The sequence below is a fragment of the Streptomyces sp. NBC_00223 genome (assembly GCF_036199905.1).
GTDB lineage: Bacteria > Actinomycetota > Actinomycetes > Streptomycetales > Streptomycetaceae > Actinacidiphila.
On the sequence record NZ_CP108109.1, the window covers coordinates 3,694,869 to 3,710,474 of the forward strand.

Below are 15,606 nucleotides of genomic sequence, written 5' to 3' on the forward strand. Positions count from 1 at the left end.
GTGCGGGCGGACCCGCGCGACCTGACGGGCACGGACGGGCGCCCGGCGCCGGCTACGGCCGCGGTGTGCTGTTGGACGCCGCCATCGGAGCCGCGGTGTAGACGGTCCCGGCGCACGCGTCCTCGATGACCGGACCGACGACCTCGGGCGCGCCCGCGGCCGGCGTGTGGTTGAGGGCGACGCTCGGCGGCTGCGGTGGAGGGGAGGTGGCGCCGCCCGACTGCGGGGTGTCGGCTCCGGTGACGGATCCGGGGTCGGTGCCGTCCTGGTCCGTGCCGCCGGTCGCCGTCGCGGTGGTCGTCGGCGTCGCCGAGGCGGGCGGGCTGGTGGGAACTGGGCAGCCGCCGGGCCCGGCCTGGGCGGGAACCCACGCCCAGTCGACCTCGTACTCCTGGCCGGGGCTCAGGAGCACGGGACTCTCCGTGGCGGAAGGCGGAAGCCCGGCTGCGGGGTCGCCCGCGACGTGGCCGACGACCTGGATCCGGGACTGGTCGGCCGCACCGAGCGCCACGGCCTGCACCACCCCGCCGCTGGGCACCGTACAGGGGGTGTCGGAGACGTTGGCGACGCGGAACCAGCCGTAGATCCGGCCGCCGGAGTCCGGAGCGGCGGCCCGGCTCGCTCCCTGGCCGAGCTGGGCGCTGGAGCAGTCGGGGACCGGCGGCGGTGTGTCGGGCAGCGTGGTGGGCGTACCCGTCGGACCGCTGATGTCCCCGGTGACGGTTGGCACGGCCCCGGCCTCGGGGGTGGACGTACTGCCGGAGGGGGCGCCGGAGTCGCCCCAGGGGCCGGTGTGGCCGTCCTCGCCGGGCCGGGTGGCGTGGGAGCTGGCCACGTTGACCGGCGCGGCGGTCGTCTGGCCCGGGCTGCCCGCGGCGCGGATCACCGCGGGGATGGCCATGCCCGCGAGCAGCAGGGCCGCGGCGGTGCCGAGCAGCGCCTGCTTGCGGCGTTGCCGGCGCAGCGGAATGGCGTGCCGGAGGTGGTCGAGCGCGGTGGGGGACGCCTGGATGCCCTGGACGGCGTCCCGCATGAGCGAGCGCAGCGCCGCCTCTTCGGCGCTCTCGCCGTACAGCCCTGCGGCGTAGGCGTCGTCGAGGTCGGCGAAGTCGTCAGCGTCGACGGGGCCGGCAGGGATGACGGGGTCGCCGGGGTCCTGGCCGTCCGCCCGCGAGCCGCGCGCTTCGGCGCTGCCGGGCGCACCGGCGCCGTCGCCCGGGGTGTGGTCACCGGGCATCGCGTCACCGGATGTCGCGTCACCGGGAGCCGGGCCGTCGAGCGGGGCGGCGTCGGAGCGGGAGTCGACTGGGTTCTGCTTGTCCATACCGTGTGCGTCGTCGGGGGTGTTGGGGGTGGTCATGTCGTCGCCTCCATCGCGACGCGCAGCGCCGCGAGGCCTCGCGAACCGTATGCCTTCACCGAGCCGAGGGATATCCCCAGGGTCTCGGCGACCTGCGCCTCGGTCATGTCGGCGAAGTACCGCAGGACGAGTACCTCGCGCTGTCTGCGCTGGAGGCCGCGCATGGCGGCCTTGAGCTGATCGCGTTCCAGGATCTCGTAGGCCCCCTCCTCCGCGCTCGCCATGTCGGGCATGGGCTTGGAGAGGAGTTTGAGGCCCAGGATGCGGCGGCGCAAAGCCGACCGCGAGAGGTTGACCACCGTCTGCCGCAGATAGGCGAGGGTCTTGTCGGGGTCACGCACCCGGCTGCGCGCCGAGTGCACCCGTATGAACGCCTCCTGGACCACGTCCTCGCACGAGGCCGTGTCGTCCAGCAGCAGCGCGGCCAGCCCCAGCAGTGAGCGGTAGTGGGCGCGATAGGTCTCGGTGAGGTGGTCGACCGTCGTGCCGACTGCCCGCACGGGATCAGTGCCCTCGCTGTCGGAAACGGTGGCCACCCTGACCGGCCAGGGAGCGATCACCGGGATACCACCCTGGGCGCCGCCGGTCGTACGAGGTCGTGGGACCCGCGGGGGCAGGACCGTGCCGCCCCGGCGTCCGAATGTCGTCTCGATGCCCAATGCCTCCGCCACGCCTGTTGGACACCCGTCCCCCCGTCAGGGTTGTACGCGCAAGACGCTTCGCCCAGCGGAGCGTCACATATCGCCATGCGTACCAACTCTTCCTCAACGCCCCATTCGCACCGACGCTCCCCCGAGTCACGTTCGGTGTGCAGCACCATAGGGCAGTGCGCTGACACAAAGACGCTCCCGCGCGACGGTCGGTTGCAGCCGCGGGGGAGCGAAATTGTCCAACGTTCCAGTAGTCGGAATCAAGCGGTCCAGACCTCTTGTCCGACCCGGTTCACCTGGGCGGGCCCACGAAAGCCCCGCCGGACCCCAGCCCGGCCCCCGGTCCGAACCCCTGTCCGGGGGGCTCAGCATCCGGACATCCGCCCCGCGGCCCCCCGGCACACCGGGCTCAGCGCCCGGTGCCGCCGTACACGACCGCCTCGTCGCTGTCGCTGTCCAGCCCGAAGGCCGAGTGCACCGCCTGGACGGCCGGCTTCACGTCGTCGATCCGGGTGACCACGGAGATCCGGATCTCGGATGTCGAGATCAGCTCGATGTTCACGCCCGCGTTCGACAGCGCCTCGAAGAAGGTCGCGGTGACGCCCGGGTTCGTCTTCATCCCGGCCCCGACCAGCGAGATCTTGCCGATCTGGTCGTCGTACCGCAGCGAGTCGAAGCCGATCACCGGCTGCGCCTTGGTCAGCGCCTCCATCGCCTTGTGCCCCTCGGCCTTCGGCAGCGTGAAGGAGATGTCGGTGAGCGCGGTGGCGGCGGCCGACACGTTCTGCACCACCATGTCGATGTTGATCTCGGCGTCCGCGATGGCCCGGAAGATCGTCGCCGCCTCGCCCGGCTTGTCCGGCACCCCGACGACCGTGATCTTGGCCTCGGACGTGTCGTGCGAGACTCCGGAGATGATCGCCTGCTCCATCGGCCTGTCCCCTTGTGCTGATTGGGCTGATTCGAGTCCCCGCGGGGGTTCGCTGCTGACCCAGGTGCCCGGCAGTCCGGAGAACGACGAGCGCACGTGGATCGGGATGTTGTAACGGCGGGCGTACTCCACACAGCGGTGGAGCAGCACCTTCGAACCGGAACTGGCCAGCTCCAGCATGTCCTCGAAGGCGATCCAGTCCATCTTGCGGGCCTTCTTGACCACCCGCGGGTCGGCGGTGAAGACCCCGTCGACGTCCGTGTAGATCTCGCACACCTCGGCTTCGAGCGCCGCGGCCAGCGCCACCGCGGTGGTGTCCGAGCCGCCCCGCCCCAGCGTGGTGATGTCCTTCTTGTCCTGCGACACACCCTGGAACCCGGCGACGATCGCGATGTTGCCCTCGTCGAGCGCCGTACGGATCCGGCCGGGCGTCACATCGATGATGCGCGCCTTGTTGTGCACCGAGTCCGTGATCACGCCGGCCTGGCTGCCCGTGAACGACTGCGCCTCGTGGCCGAGGTTTTTGATCGCCATCGCCAGCAGCGCCATGGAGATCCGCTCTCCCGCGGTCAGCAGCATGTCGAACTCGCGACCGGACGGGATCGGCGACACCTGCTCCGCGAGATCGATCAGCTCATCCGTCGTGTCGCCCATCGCGGACACCACGACGACGACCTGGTGGCCGGCCTTCTTGGTGTCGACGATTCGCCGGGCGACGCGCTTGATGCCTTCGGCATCGGCGACGGAGGAGCCGCCGTACTTCTGCACGACAAGGCCCACGTGCGCTCCTCGCTCAGGGGTTGATGCGGTCGGCCCAGTTTAACGAGCAGTCCGGATACGCCCTGGTCGTATCGTATGGTGAGACGCGGGGTTCAGAAGGTGATCATGCGGGGCCCTGAGCGGGCCGCCCGCCCGGAACCGGGAGCACCTGCGCCCGGCGGCGGGCCCACCGCACGAGCCCCGCCGCACCTCACGCCCCCGTACGGCGCCCCGCGGCCTCTCACCGTGCCCGTAGGCGCCCCGCGACTCCTCAGCGCCCCCGCCGACGCCCTATCGTCCCCAGCTCCGCCGCCATCACCTGGCCGGCCTCCTTCGCGAGCTGCTCCTCGTCGTCGGCCTCGTTGCCGGTGTCCAGGCCGTCCAGCTCGTCCAGCGGGCTGTCCAGGCGTACGTGCGCGACGAGCGACTGCAGCGCGCGCAGACTCGCGCTCGCCGTCGGCCCCCAGTTCGACAGGTACGAGAACTGCCACCACCACAGCGCCTCGGACACCCGCCCGGCCCGGAAGTGCGCGAGCCCGTGGGTGAGGTCGGCCACCACATCGGCCATGTCGTCCGAGATCCGGCAGGCCACCGGCGTGGACCGCGGCACGTACGGGTCGAAGACCTCCGAGTACACGTCGATCGGCTCCAGCAGCTCCGCGAGCCGCTGCCGCAGGTCGTCCTCGTCCGGCTCCGGGCCGACGTCCGGCTCGTAGCGCTCGTCCGGCACGATGTCCTCGTGCGCGCCGAGCCGCCCGCCGGCCAGCAGCAGCTGCGAGACCTCGAGCAGCAGATACGGCACCGCGCTGTCCGGGTCGTCGCCCTTGGCCACCTCGCGGACCGAGAGAATGAAGCTCTCGATCTGGTCCCCGATCTGGACGGCGAACTCGTCCGGCTCCTGCGGTACGGCGGCCCGAGCCGCGTCCGCCGGCACGGAGGCGAGAGCGCCCCGGCCGGAGCGCGCGCCGGAACCCGCGCCCGTACCCGAGCCGGAGCCGGTGCCCGGACCCGCGGCCCGGCCGCCTCCGCGCCCGCCGCCCTGCTTCTTGTCCACCACGGCGTCAGACATCCAGCAACCGCCTCCCTTCGAAGGCCCGCCCCAGCGTGACCTCGTCCGCGTACTCCAAGTCGCCACCCACAGGAAGTCCACTGGCCAGCCGTGTCACCCGCAAACCCATGGGTTTCACCATCCTGGCCAGATACGTGGCTGTCGCCTCACCTTCCAGGTTCGGGTCCGTCGCCAGAATCAGCTCGGTGACGGTGCCGTCGGCGAGACGGGCGAGCAGTTCACGTATCCGCAGGTCGTCCGGGCCGACACCCTCGATCGGGCTGATCGCGCCGCCCAGCACGTGGTACTTCCCGCGGAACTCGCGGGTGCGCTCGACCGCCACCACGTCCTTGGGCTCCTCGACCACACAGATCACCGTGGGGTCGCGGCGCGGATCACGGCACACCCGGCACTGGTCGTCCTGCGCGACATTCCCGCACACCACGCAGAACCGCACCTTGGCCTTGACCTCGGAGAGAACGTGCGCGAGACGGCGAACGTCCGCGGGGTCGGCCTGCAGGATGTGGAAGGCGATCCGCTGCGCGCTCTTGGGACCCACGCCGGGCAGCCTGCCCAGTTCGTCGATCAGGTCCTGAACCACGCCTTCGTACACGCCCACGCCTTCCTTCGTACCGTTGTCGTGCCGGTCACACTCGTCGTATTTGTCGTACCTGTCACACCCGTCGTGCCCGTCGTACCGGCCGCGGCACCGTCATACCTTCGTACGTTTCCCGGTCCGTTGTACGTTCCTAGTCCGTCGGGCGTATGGACGCTGTCAGAACGACAGGCCGGGGATGCCGCCGCCGAGTCCCTGGGCGAGCGGGCCGAGCTTGGCCTGCTGGAGCTCCTGCGCGGCGTCGTTCGCGTTGTGGACGGCGGCGACCACCAGGTCGGCCAGGGTCTCGGTGTCCTCCGGGTCGACCGCCGCGGGGTCGATGACCAGCGCGCGGAGCTCACCGGCGCCCGTCACCGTGGCCTTCACCAGGCCACCGCCCGCCGTGCCCTCCACCTCGGTCTCGGCCAGCTCCTGCTGCGCCGCGGCGAGGTCCTGCTGCATCTTCTGGGCCTGCTGGAGCAGCGCCTGCATGTTCGGCTGACCACCGGGGATCACGGATCGCTCCTGCCTGTGCCGTGCGTTTTTTGCGTGACAGAGCGAGCCTACGTGCTCGTACGGCGCAGCGCCCTACGCCGTACGAAGGATCGGCGCGGCGTGCGCTCCACCCGGAGTACGGCGGGTCCGTACGACCCCGCCGAGCCCGTCAGTCGTTGCTGATCTCCTCGACCATCGTGGCGCCCAACTCCTTGATCAACAGGTCGTGGACGCTGACCGCGAAGTCCACCAGGCCGGGGTCGTCGTCCTCGGGGATGTCGTCCTCTATGGGCGGGAAGTCGTCCATCGGCGGCGGGGGCGGCGGGGTGTTCGGCAGGTCCCGCCGGGAGGCGGCCGCCGGGGCCTGAGCGGAGCCGGGACGCTCGGGCTGGGACTGCGCGCCGACGCCGTACGGAGGCGCGGCCTGCTGGGGGCCGCCCTGCTGGTACGGACCCTGCGCCGCGGACGGCTGCTGCGGGGCCGGGGCGGGCGAGAACGGGGCCGACGGCCTGGGCGCGCCGCCACCACCGCCCGTACCGCCACCACCTCCCCCTCCGCCGCCCCCGCCGGACGGGTCGACAATGGCCTCGATCCGCCACTGCACGCCGAGCGCGTCGTTGATCGCCTGCTTGAGTACGTCCTCGCTACCGCTGTTGGTGAAGCTGTTACGGGCACCGGGGTTGTCGAACCCGATCTGCAGGGTCTCGCCGTCGAAGCCGGCCACCTGCGCGTTGTTGAACAGCAGCATCCAGGTCAGCCGACGGCGGTTCTTGACCGCCTCCAGGATCTGCGGCCACATCTGGCGTACGCGGGAGGGGTCGCCGACAAGGGCCGGGCCGCCGCCGGGCTGGGGGCGTACGGGGGGCGGCGGGGCGGCCGCCGGGGTCGGCTGCGGCTGCTGCGGGGCGGCGGGCGTGGACGGGGCACCGGAGCCGCCGGGGCCGCCGGTGGTCGGCCAAGCGCCGGGGCGTTGCTGCTGCGGCGCGGGGGCGGGCTCCGTCGGGGCGGGCGGCGCGGGGGGCGTCTGGGCCTGCGGCGTACCGCCGGCCGGGCTCACCGGCCACGCTCCCGGGCGGGCGGCGGCGGGCGGCGGGGCCTCCTCCGCCGGTGCTTGGGGCGTGGGCGGCGGCGCGTATTCGGGTACGGGGGCGGGAGCGGGCTGCGGCGCTGCCTGGGGCTCCGGCGCCGTACGGCCCAGGGCGGCGCGCGCGGCGGCGGGTCCGGCGGGCAGCCCGGGGCCGTCGCCCGGTGACATCCCTGCTCCCGCGTACGGGGCCGCTCCCGCGTTCAGGACCGCCCCCCGCTCCAGCTTCTCCAGCCGGGCCTGCAACGACCGCTCGTCGTCGTACGCCGCCGGCAGCAGCACCCGCGCGCAGATCAGCTCCAGCTGCAACCGCGGCGTGGTCGCCCCGCGCATCTCCGTCAACCCGGTGTTGACCAGGTCGGCGGCGCGGCTCAGCTCGGCGGCCCCGAAGACGGACGCCTGGGTCCGCATCCGCTCGACCACGTCACGCGGCGCGTCGATGAGGCCCTTCTCCACCGCGTCGGGGACGGCCGCGATGATCACCAGGTCCCGCAGCCGTTCCAGCAGGTCGGCGACGAAGCGGCGCGGGTCGTGGCCGCCCTCGATCACCCGGTCGACCATCTCGAAGACCGCCGCGCCGTCCCCCGCCGCGAAACCGTCCACCACGTCGTCCAGCAGCGCCGCGTCGGTGTACCCGAGCAGCGCGGTGGCCATGGCGTATGTCACACCGTCCGCGCCCGCGCCGGCCAGCAACTGGTCCATGACCGACATCGAGTCACGTACGGAACCGGCCCCCGACCGTACGACCAGCGGATACACCCCGTCCTCGACCGCGATCGCCTCGCGCTCGCACACCTCGGCGAGGTAGTCGCGCAGGGTGCCCGGCGGCACCAGGCGGAAGGGGTAGTGGTGCGTACGCGACCGGATGGTGCCGATGACCTTCTCGGGCTCGGTGGTCGCGAAGATGAACTTCAGGTGCTCGGGCGGCTCCTCGACCACCTTCAGCAGGGCGTTGAAGCCCTGCGGGGTGACCATGTGGGCCTCGTCGATGATGTAGATCTTGTAGCGGCTGCCCGCCGGGCCGAAGAACGCCTTCTCCCGCAGGTCACGGGCGTCGTCCACACCGCCGTGCGAGGCCGCGTCGATCTCGATGACGTCGATGGACCCCGGGCCGTTCCTCGCCAGGTCGCGGCACGAGTGGCACTCCCCGCAGGGGGTGGGCGTCGGCCCCTGCTCGCAGTTCAGGCAGCGGGCGAGGATGCGCGCGCTCGTCGTCTTCCCGCAGCCGCGCGGCCCGCTGAACAGGTACGCGTGATTGACCCGGTTGTTCCGCAGCGCCTGCTGCAACGGGTCGGTGACGTGCTCCTGCCCGATGACCTCGGCGAAGGTCTCGGGGCGATAGCGGCGGTACAGAGCGAGGGACACGTCTATGACGATATCGGGACCCACCGACATCCGGTCCCGCCCCGGGCTCCGGCCGCCCGCGCTCCCCCGGTGCGGGGCGGCGGGGCTGCCGGCTGGGCCCCCGATGCGGGACGCGCTGGCCGCGGCGGCGTACTGGGCCGGAGGCTGCCGGGCGTCGGCGGCGGGCCGGCCGGGAAGCCGGCAGCTTGGTCCCGCGGCCTCGATGACGTCCTCGGCTGGGCCTCGGCGACGTGCTCGACTTGTGGGCTCCGGGCCTGGGCGGTACGCCGACCCGAGCCCGTCCGGGCATGCGAAGACCCCCCACGCACCCGCCAGAGCCCACCTACCCTTGCTGCCTTCCGGCCCTGGGGGAGTTCAGCGAGATAGCGCCACGTGAGGGGCTGCGCCCACCTTACCCGATCCCCCGCCCCCCGAACGAGTTCGCTAGCACCCCCCAACGTCTTGTAGTGTTCCTCGCGGAGGATTCGCCTAGTGGCCTAGGGCGCACGCTTGGAAAGCGTGTTGGGGGCAACCCCTCACGAGTTCGAATCTCGTATCCTCCGCCAGTGCCTCACCGGGCACGATGTCGATGGGGCCCACCGCTCGCGGTGGGCCCCATCGACGTGCGGGGTTGCAATTTGGGTTGCAGTTGACCGCTTCGACACTTCGTCGGCCAGGGCTCCGGCAAGTTCAGCCACGAGATTTCGCGCAGGAGCTAAAGCCGCTCCGGGAGACTGAGCGGGCGCGAGCCAGTGCGTCAGGCCGGGTCCCTCCCGTGGATGCCGGCACGAACAGGATCGCTGCTGACGCCGCCGTACTCGCGCGCCCTGTGGCAGCTGCAGAGCAGCCGGAAGCCATGGCACGAAGGGCACCCCAGTTGCGGGACAAGCCTCAAAAGCTCCCCGGTGCGCGCAGGCTGGATCCGACCAGATCGCTCTCATCTAACTGAGGCGTATGCCTTGTTGGCCAAAACCATGTCCGGTCTGGTGCGGGGCCGTCACAGTGTCGGGCAATCGCCTGGGCACCGCAGCCCGTACCATCGCAGCACGCTGACCCGAACTGGCGAACCCCGGCAGGACTTCTGTCATGACCGAACGACGAGGACCGTGGACCCGCCACGGCCGGATGCCGCTGTGCGCGACCCCACGCCTCACCGCCTACCGGGACGAGGTCACGCTTCCGCACGGAGAGCGAGGCACCTACGACTGGGTGCAGGTGCCGGATCAGGTGCGGGTGGCTGCCTTCGTCGACGGGGCGCTTCTCGTCATCGAGCAGTACCACTACCTCACCGGACCGATGTGGCAGTTGCCGGGCGGGTCCGTGGATCCGACAGACCGCAACAGTCGTATAGCGGCCCAACGAGAACTTGCCGAGGAGACCGGCTACCTCGACGGACGGTGGAGCGGCAGGGGCTCGCTCTACGCCCTACCCGGGCTCACACCCGCCCGCGTCCACCTGTGGAGCACGATCGATCCCACGTCTTCCGATGCCGCACCGGACCCCGCAGAGGCCGACCTTGCGGTCCGTCACATTTCTTTGAGCGAGGCGGTGTTCGCGGTACGGGACGGCCGCCTGCGGTGTGCGGCGAGTGCGGCCCTGGTGATGATGCTGGCCCTCGGACGGAGCCTGTAAACCCGTCAGCCCAGATCGCCCCGCGCATCCAGGTCGAAGTCTTCCTCACGGCCGGCGAGCCGGTCGTCACACCGCTTCAGTTCCGCCTTGAGATCGGCACGCCGCTGCGGGGCAAGCACTGTTCGGTCGAGCATTCCCCGCAGAGCATCCCGCCGGATCAGGAGGTGGACGGGACGCTCGGGGCTGATGAACCGCTCTGTATACGAGTACGCGGTCTGGTAGTCCTGCTGGGCAATGCTCAGCCGGGCCCTGAGGCCGGTCCGAATGTCACGGCGCTGCCGGCTGAACTTGCGGTCGAGTTGGTCCAAGGCCGTGCTTGCCTCATCGACGCGTGAGGTGCGCAGCGCACAAAGCACGTAGTTGGCCAGCACCTCGAAGCGAACGTTGTCGGACTTCTCCACCGCCTTCTGGGCGAATTCATAGGCAGTGTCCATTTCGCCCCAGAGGTACTCCACACGTGACGTGCGGTGGCTAACCATCTCGGCGTGGTCGATGTCCGCCAGTCGAACGAGCAGCTTGAGCGCCGTGTCCCGGTCGCCCAACTTGCAGGCGATCTGGATCTTCAGGTCCACGACGAAACGGTTGTCGGGCTGCTTCTTCTCTGCTCGTGAGATGTGCTCTTCGGCGCGGGGCAGATCCCCCAGACGAAGACAACACTCGGCCATCTCGCGGTGGATCGCCATGCCACCGTATCCGCTGTCGAGTGCCTTCTGATAGTGCTTCAGGGCCTCTCGGTGCTCTCCCCTGTGCCTCTCGAGGAAGCCTGTGAGGAAGAATGCGTCGCGCATCTGACCACGCTTCTTGAGCTCTGCGATATGGTCACCCGCCTGTGCGAACTCGCCGAGCTTCACATGGGCGCGAATGAGCCTAGTCCGGGCTTGATGGATGCCGGAATCGGCGTTAAGTGCATCGGTCGCCATGTCGACGGAGCGTTGGTACTCCTGCTCGTAGTAGTACTGGTCGGCTAGCTTCACGCGGTCGGTGAGCAGGGCGTAGGCCCGGGGGGTGAACTGTTGCCCGGCCTTTTCCATCGCGCGAAACAGGGTGCGTTGCAGGGCCAAGTAGTCGGTTCCGTCTTCGGAACGGATCAGGAACTCGTCCAGTCTGCTCGCGACCGCCCCGTACTCGGCCTTTCTGCAGGCGCCGAACTCGCGGCGGATCGCATCAACGGCTGGCCCGGACACCTCGTACCAACCACCGGCGGTCGGGACGATCAGAGAGACGTCGATGAGATGGATCAGGGCCTTCTCAATACCGTCGTCCGAAGTGCTGGTCGCTTCCTGCAGGACGGAAAGCGGTAGCGGGCTGTTCGCCGCCATAACGCGAAGGATTTTCTGCTCCGTATTGCTGAACTTGTTCTGTTTGAGATAGCTGGAGAGCGGCGAAGCGCCGAAATCCGAGAGCATCCGGCCGCGGATCCCGAGATCGGGCCCGTAGGCCGTGATCAGTTCGAGGGCGAACGTGACCGAGGGTGGATAGCCGCGGACCGCTGTGGTGATCTCCTTGACGGTCGCGGGGGACAAGGTGATCTGACGGGCCTTCGCGGTGAGGCCTACGAGACGGCTGATGTCCGCATCTTCCAGGGGTCGGAGATGGACCACGCCGAGCGGGCGCATTCCTCGCGCGATGAAGTGATCCGACGAGGGCCGCCGATTCGTGAGCAACGCGGTGACGACGTCAGGATACTGGCTCAGCGACTCGATCAGGTCGAGGATGTAAGGCGCGATATCGCCGTCGTTGTCCAGGAGCCCACCCTCGTCATGGAACACCGGCATCTGGTGGTATTTGCAGATCTCCTGGAACTTGGCCAAGGAGTGTGCAAGGGCCTGCGCGTCACTGAGCGCGGTGATCTCTCTCGTCCGCTTCAGGGACTCTTCGGGGGTCTCCGAAGGATCGACCAGCGCGGAGAGCTTCGCGGCAAGGGCCTGCACCGTGTCACCGGGTTCCACGCCGATGACCAGGAGGGTGTCTAGGTTCAGCGACTCGCGAACCATCTTGCTCAAGGTGGCGCGTCGGCCTATGCGAGGAAGCCCTGTCACGCAGGCGACCTGGCTCTCCGCTCCCGGTTCCGGCGCGGAGTACACGTCCTGAAGTGCCGCGATCTCGGCGGCCCGGCCGACGAAGCGGGGGCTCTGGCCCTGACGCACCAGATCGTCGATGAGGGCTCTGATCCTACGCGCGGCAGGCTTCGCAGCGATCGTCGTGATGTGCTTGCTCCGGTTCAGCCACTCCGGGAGATCCTCGGCCGGGATGTCCGAGCCCAGGCGGACCACCAGGACGTTCTTGATTCGCCCCATCGCTGCCTGGAAGCGTGCCTCACGGATCTCATGTCCCACCCACGGGGAGGCCAGGGCTGCCTTGCTGAGAAAGAAGACGAAAGCCGCTGATTCCTTGACGGCATCGTCGATGGAGCTGAGGATGTCGCCGCCAGCAAGGAACGACTGACAGTCGATCGTGGCAAAGGCTCGGCCGACCTCAGATGCCACTTCTCGCACAAAGGCGGCGTCCTGAGTCGAGTAGGAGAAGAACGCCTTGATCATGGAACGGCCGGTCCTCTCGGGGCGAGCGGCTGGGACGAGACGGGCGCTAGTGGAGCCTGGGCGGGGACGACCACTGAAGTCCCGATCAGATCCGCGGCCCCTGCCACTTTGCCCAGCAGCTGGGTCAGTTCCAAGAGAACTAGACGCAGCGAGTCAAGATCGGCTCGGAGGGTGCCGATCTCCTGCCAGGCATTCTCGTGCTCGACGGCGGAACGACCAGCCGAAGCGGAGCTCTCCCAGGCCTTAAGTTGCGGATGCCACTTGCTGAGGACTGGCCGCACCGCCCTGTTGAGGACGGTGACGGCAAGTATCCCGAACGACACCTCGTTGCGCGCCCGTGGTGGCGCGACGTCGGGACCGTACCGCTTGAGGATGTCTCGGACCGTCGCAAAGAGGACGTACATGGAGGTCAACGCCTCACGCGCGGATCCTTCGTCCTCGCGCAACGGGGCGACGGACACCCGCGTCACCAGTTCCACGTAGAGCTCCCAGGCAGCCCTCTGCTCGGCGTCGTCGGGCTCCCACTCACCACCGATCTCCCCCAGGAACGGAATGGTGATCTTGACGTTCAGCCGCTTCGGCCGCATGCGCCCCCCTGTACCCACTTCATGTGTCGATCCACCAGGTAGTAAACCAGTCATGGGAGCACAGCACTGGCTGACAGCCACTCTCCAGAAACTCCTTTGCGGCGGGCCGGGCTCACCGACCAAGATAATTCGGTGAGCCCGGCTTTGAAGCGCTGAGCTATCCAGCGTCGGAGGACCACAGCAGTCCACCGACCTTGGTGGCGGTGTCCTTGAGGACGCGGTTGGTCAGGTGTTGGTAGCGGCGGCGCATGCGGGCGGACTGGCCGGGTTCCCAGCCCATGATCGCGTCCACAACCGTGTCCGAGACGCCGAGGATCAGCAGGATGGTGCCCGCGGTATGGCGGGCGTCATGCAGTCGGCCGTCCCGCAGCCCGGCGGCTGCCAGCAGTTCCTTCCACTTGTGGTGGTCCGTGTTGGGGTTGAGCGGCTCGCCGGTCGGTGAGGTGAAGACGTATCCCTTCTCGACCCACAGGTCGCGGGCGAGGCGGCGTTCGCGGTCCTGCTCGTCGCGGTGCAGGGCGAGGAGCTTCATCAGCTCGTCGGGAACTCCGATGGGTCGCCGCCCGGCGCGGGACTTGGTCTCCTTGGTCTCGCGGCGGATGTTGACCTTCTGCGGGCAGTAGCCGGGTTTGCGACCGCAGGGGGTGCCGCAGCCGTGCTGGTACCGGGGCCGCAGCCGGCCCCGATGGACGACGAGCACCCCGAGGTCGAAGTCGACGTCCGTCCACTTGAGTCCGAGCACCTCGCCCTGCCGGAGACCGAGGGCCAAGGCGATGACCCACCGCGCCGCGTTCCGCTGCCGGGTGGCCACCTCCAAGAGGAGTTGGACCTCCTCAACGGTGTAGGGCACCACCTCTTCCTCCACCAGACGCGGGGCCTTGGCGATGGTGGCCGGGTTCTCGGTGAGATGGCGGCGGCGCTTGGCCTCGTTGAGGGCGGCGCGCACGGTGCGGTGGGCCTGGTGGGCGGTCCCGGCCGAACTTCCGCTGTCCTGCATCTTCTTGTAGAAGCGCTCCAGGTGCTCGGGCTCCAGCTTCGTCAGGCGGTGGGCGCCGAGGCCGGGTATGAGGTGGTGGTAGACGGCTACGCGGTAGCCGTCGATGGTGTTCTCGGAGACGTGCAGGGCGGCGATGTTCTCGACCCAGTGGGTCAGCCAGGACTCGACCGTCCAGGTCTGGCCGGCCTTGCGGACCCGGCCCGCGTCACGCTCCTTTTCCAGCGCGCGGACGGCCTTGGTGGTGTCGGCGCGGGTCTTGCGCTTGACGTGGCGGCGGTCGGGCTTGCCGTTGTCCTTGACGCCGACGGTGACGTAGCCGTGCCAGTTGCCGTCCTTGCCGAGGTAGATGGATGAGGCGCCGTTGGGCTGTCGGGACTTGGTCATGACAGCCCCCTCAAGCCGCGAGGGCGACGGCCGAACGGGCGGGCTGCGTGCGGGCGGCGACGTACTCGTTCAGCGCCTCGGCCGGGATACGGCGCAGGCGGCCTATGGTCACGGACGGGATCTCACCGGAGGCGAGGAGCGCGTACATCGTGGTCCGGCCGACGCCGAGCCGACGGGCGGCCTCCTCGACGGTGAGCGCGACCAGGGTGGGGTCGGGCGCGTCGGGAGCGCCGGCCCGGATGAGGTCCAGGAGGGCCTGCGGGCTGACGCCGAGGGCGTCCGCGAGTAGGGAGATGGGCAGGGGTGTTGCAGACATGGGGGTACCTCTCGGCGGCGCGAGGGCAACGCGCCGTCGTGGTTGCTGTGCGGGATGGGCGGTGTGGAAAGAAGGTCCGCAGGTCGGCCCTCGGCGTTCGTAGCGCCGGGGGTCGGGCGGGAGCGGCTACTCGGCGGCGGAGGGGCCCGCGTCCTTGCGGAGGGGGTCGCCGGGCGAGTTGGGGGCCGGGTAGAACGTCAGCTCGTCCCCGGCGGGCGTGACATCGACGCCGAGGCGTTCGGCGATCTCGTCGTACTCGCGCTCGGCTTCTTCGAGGCGCCCCTTGGCGGCGTCCGCGAGGTCCTGGGCGGCTCTCCACTCCTTCTCGAGGTCCTGGAGGCGGAAGCCCGCCTCCTGCAGCTCGTAGTGGGGATCGTCCGGGTTGGCCACAGCCTGGGTCATGAAGTACTCGGCGGGCAGGTTCAGCGCCTTGGCCAGGCCGATGACCTCGTCGAACTGGATGGCCCGGGTGCCGTTCTCGATCTTGGCGACCTGGGTCTGGTGGAACTTGAAGCCGAGGCGCCTCATGCGCTCGGCGACATCGTCCTGGGACAGCCGGGCGGCCTTCCGCATGACCTTCAGGTTGTGCGCCACCAGGGCCTCCCCTTCGCTGGGGATGAGGTGGCGCTCCTTGGGCTGGTTCATGCTCGCCTCCTCTCGGTCAAACCGACGCCACACTGGATGATCGTCAAACTGTACCAGCATGGGATTGCCAACCGCAAGTCGCATACAGCGATAAGTGACCTAGATCACACATGCGTCCCACTTGCTGATATGCGCTGGCAGAATCGTAGAGTCAACCGCTCATCGGTTTGACTGACGGACGTCGGTCGTGATAGAAATGTTCTCACAGCCTGAAAATCCCAACCTGAAGGAGGTTGAAT

The 15,606-nt window shown here is 69.5% G+C and carries 13 protein-coding genes, 1 tRNA gene and 1 other RNA gene; 2 read left to right on the top strand and 13 right to left on the bottom strand.

Annotation, left to right across the window (positions count from 1 at the left end):
- Positions 1-52 precede the first annotated feature (52 nt).
- The 8 genes from OHA30_RS15390 to ffs form a co-directional block, all read right to left on the bottom strand.
- Positions 53-1,360: a hypothetical protein gene (locus tag OHA30_RS15390; RefSeq protein WP_328914404.1), complete on the bottom strand. Its 1,308-nt coding sequence runs from the start codon at positions 1,358-1,360 to the stop codon at positions 53-55.
- Positions 1,357-2,031, bottom strand: a complete 675-nt coding sequence (locus tag OHA30_RS15395) for a SigE family RNA polymerase sigma factor (protein WP_405785578.1) — start codon at positions 2,029-2,031, stop codon at positions 1,357-1,359. Before OHA30_RS15395 ends, OHA30_RS15390 begins: the two co-directional genes overlap by 4 nt.
- 388 nt (positions 2,032-2,419) lie before the next feature.
- Positions 2,420-3,721 carry an aspartate kinase gene (locus OHA30_RS15400; protein ID WP_328914405.1) on the bottom strand — a complete coding sequence of 434 codons (1,302 nt, stop codon included), beginning with the start codon at positions 3,719-3,721 and terminating at the stop codon, positions 2,420-2,422.
- 250 nt (positions 3,722-3,971) lie between these two features.
- Positions 3,972-4,769, bottom strand: coding sequence for a DUF5063 domain-containing protein (locus tag OHA30_RS15405; RefSeq protein WP_328914406.1), 798 nt, complete (start codon positions 4,767-4,769; stop codon positions 3,972-3,974).
- A complete protein-coding gene (recR, locus tag OHA30_RS15410) occupies positions 4,762-5,361 on the bottom strand; it encodes a recombination mediator RecR (protein ID WP_328917874.1) in 600 nt (199 codons plus the stop codon). The genes OHA30_RS15405 and recR overlap by 8 nt, the downstream gene beginning before the upstream one ends.
- A gap of 162 nt (positions 5,362-5,523) precedes the next feature.
- Positions 5,524-5,859 (bottom strand): YbaB/EbfC family nucleoid-associated protein, encoded by a 336-nt coding sequence (locus tag OHA30_RS15415; protein WP_328914407.1) that lies wholly within the window; start codon positions 5,857-5,859, stop codon positions 5,524-5,526.
- Between the two features lie 148 nt (positions 5,860-6,007).
- Entirely contained in the window at positions 6,008-8,287 is a 2,280-nt protein-coding gene (locus tag OHA30_RS15420) for a DNA polymerase III subunit gamma and tau (RefSeq protein ID WP_328914408.1), read from the bottom strand.
- Positions 8,288-8,575: 288 nt separating this feature from the next.
- Positions 8,576-8,672: signal recognition particle sRNA small type (ffs, locus tag OHA30_RS15425), an RNA gene on the bottom strand.
- Positions 8,673-8,744: 72 nt separating this feature from the next.
- Here ffs and OHA30_RS15430 point away from each other — a divergent pair.
- Positions 8,745-8,832: transfer RNA gene (locus tag OHA30_RS15430), tRNA-Ser, on the top strand.
- 520 nt (positions 8,833-9,352) lie between these two features.
- Positions 9,353-9,898, top strand: a complete 546-nt coding sequence (locus tag OHA30_RS15435) for an NUDIX hydrolase (protein WP_328914409.1) — start codon at positions 9,353-9,355, stop codon at positions 9,896-9,898.
- 5 nt (positions 9,899-9,903) lie between these two features.
- Here the strand turns inward: OHA30_RS15435 and OHA30_RS15440 are convergent, their stop codons facing one another.
- From OHA30_RS15440 to OHA30_RS15460, 5 genes are all read right to left on the bottom strand, one after another.
- Positions 9,904-12,438, bottom strand: a complete 2,535-nt coding sequence (locus OHA30_RS15440; protein WP_328914410.1) for a toll/interleukin-1 receptor domain-containing protein — start codon at positions 12,436-12,438, stop codon at positions 9,904-9,906.
- Positions 12,435-13,025, bottom strand: a complete 591-nt coding sequence (locus OHA30_RS15445) for a hypothetical protein (RefSeq protein ID WP_328914411.1) — start codon at positions 13,023-13,025, stop codon at positions 12,435-12,437. The genes OHA30_RS15440 and OHA30_RS15445 overlap by 4 nt, the downstream gene beginning before the upstream one ends.
- Before the next feature lie 157 nt (positions 13,026-13,182).
- A complete protein-coding gene (locus OHA30_RS15450) occupies positions 13,183-14,406 on the bottom strand; it encodes a tyrosine-type recombinase/integrase (protein ID WP_328914412.1) in 1,224 nt (407 codons plus the stop codon).
- Between the two features lie 10 nt (positions 14,407-14,416).
- On the bottom strand, positions 14,417-14,722 hold the full coding sequence (locus OHA30_RS15455) for a helix-turn-helix domain-containing protein (RefSeq protein ID WP_328914413.1): 306 nt from the start codon (positions 14,720-14,722) through the stop codon (positions 14,417-14,419).
- Between the two features lie 126 nt (positions 14,723-14,848).
- A complete protein-coding gene (locus tag OHA30_RS15460) occupies positions 14,849-15,367 on the bottom strand; it encodes a helix-turn-helix domain-containing protein (RefSeq protein ID WP_328914414.1) in 519 nt (172 codons plus the stop codon).
- Between the last annotated feature and the right edge of the window lie 239 nt (positions 15,368-15,606).

Bases quoted from the DNA above. Each gene is read 5' to 3' on its own strand.
- OHA30_RS15445 (WP_328914411.1), bottom strand. From the start codon at position 13,025: ATGCGGCCGAAGCGGCTGAACGTCAAGATCACCATTCCGTTCCTGGGG.
- OHA30_RS15440 (WP_328914410.1), bottom strand. From the start codon at position 12,438: ATGATCAAGGCGTTCTTCTCCTACTCGACTCAGGACGCCGCCTTTGTG.
- OHA30_RS15405 (WP_328914406.1), bottom strand. From the start codon at position 4,769: ATGTCTGACGCCGTGGTGGACAAGAAGCAGGGCGGCGGGCGCGGAGGC.
- OHA30_RS15390 (WP_328914404.1), bottom strand. From the start codon at position 1,360: ATGACCACCCCCAACACCCCCGACGACGCACACGGTATGGACAAGCAG.
- OHA30_RS15460 (WP_328914414.1), bottom strand. From the start codon at position 15,367: ATGAACCAGCCCAAGGAGCGCCACCTCATCCCCAGCGAAGGGGAGGCC.
- OHA30_RS15455 (WP_328914413.1), bottom strand. From the start codon at position 14,722: ATGTCTGCAACACCCCTGCCCATCTCCCTACTCGCGGACGCCCTCGGC.
- OHA30_RS15435 (WP_328914409.1), top strand. From the start codon at position 9,353: ATGACCGAACGACGAGGACCGTGGACCCGCCACGGCCGGATGCCGCTG.
- OHA30_RS15450 (WP_328914412.1), bottom strand. From the start codon at position 14,406: ATGACCAAGTCCCGACAGCCCAACGGCGCCTCATCCATCTACCTCGGC.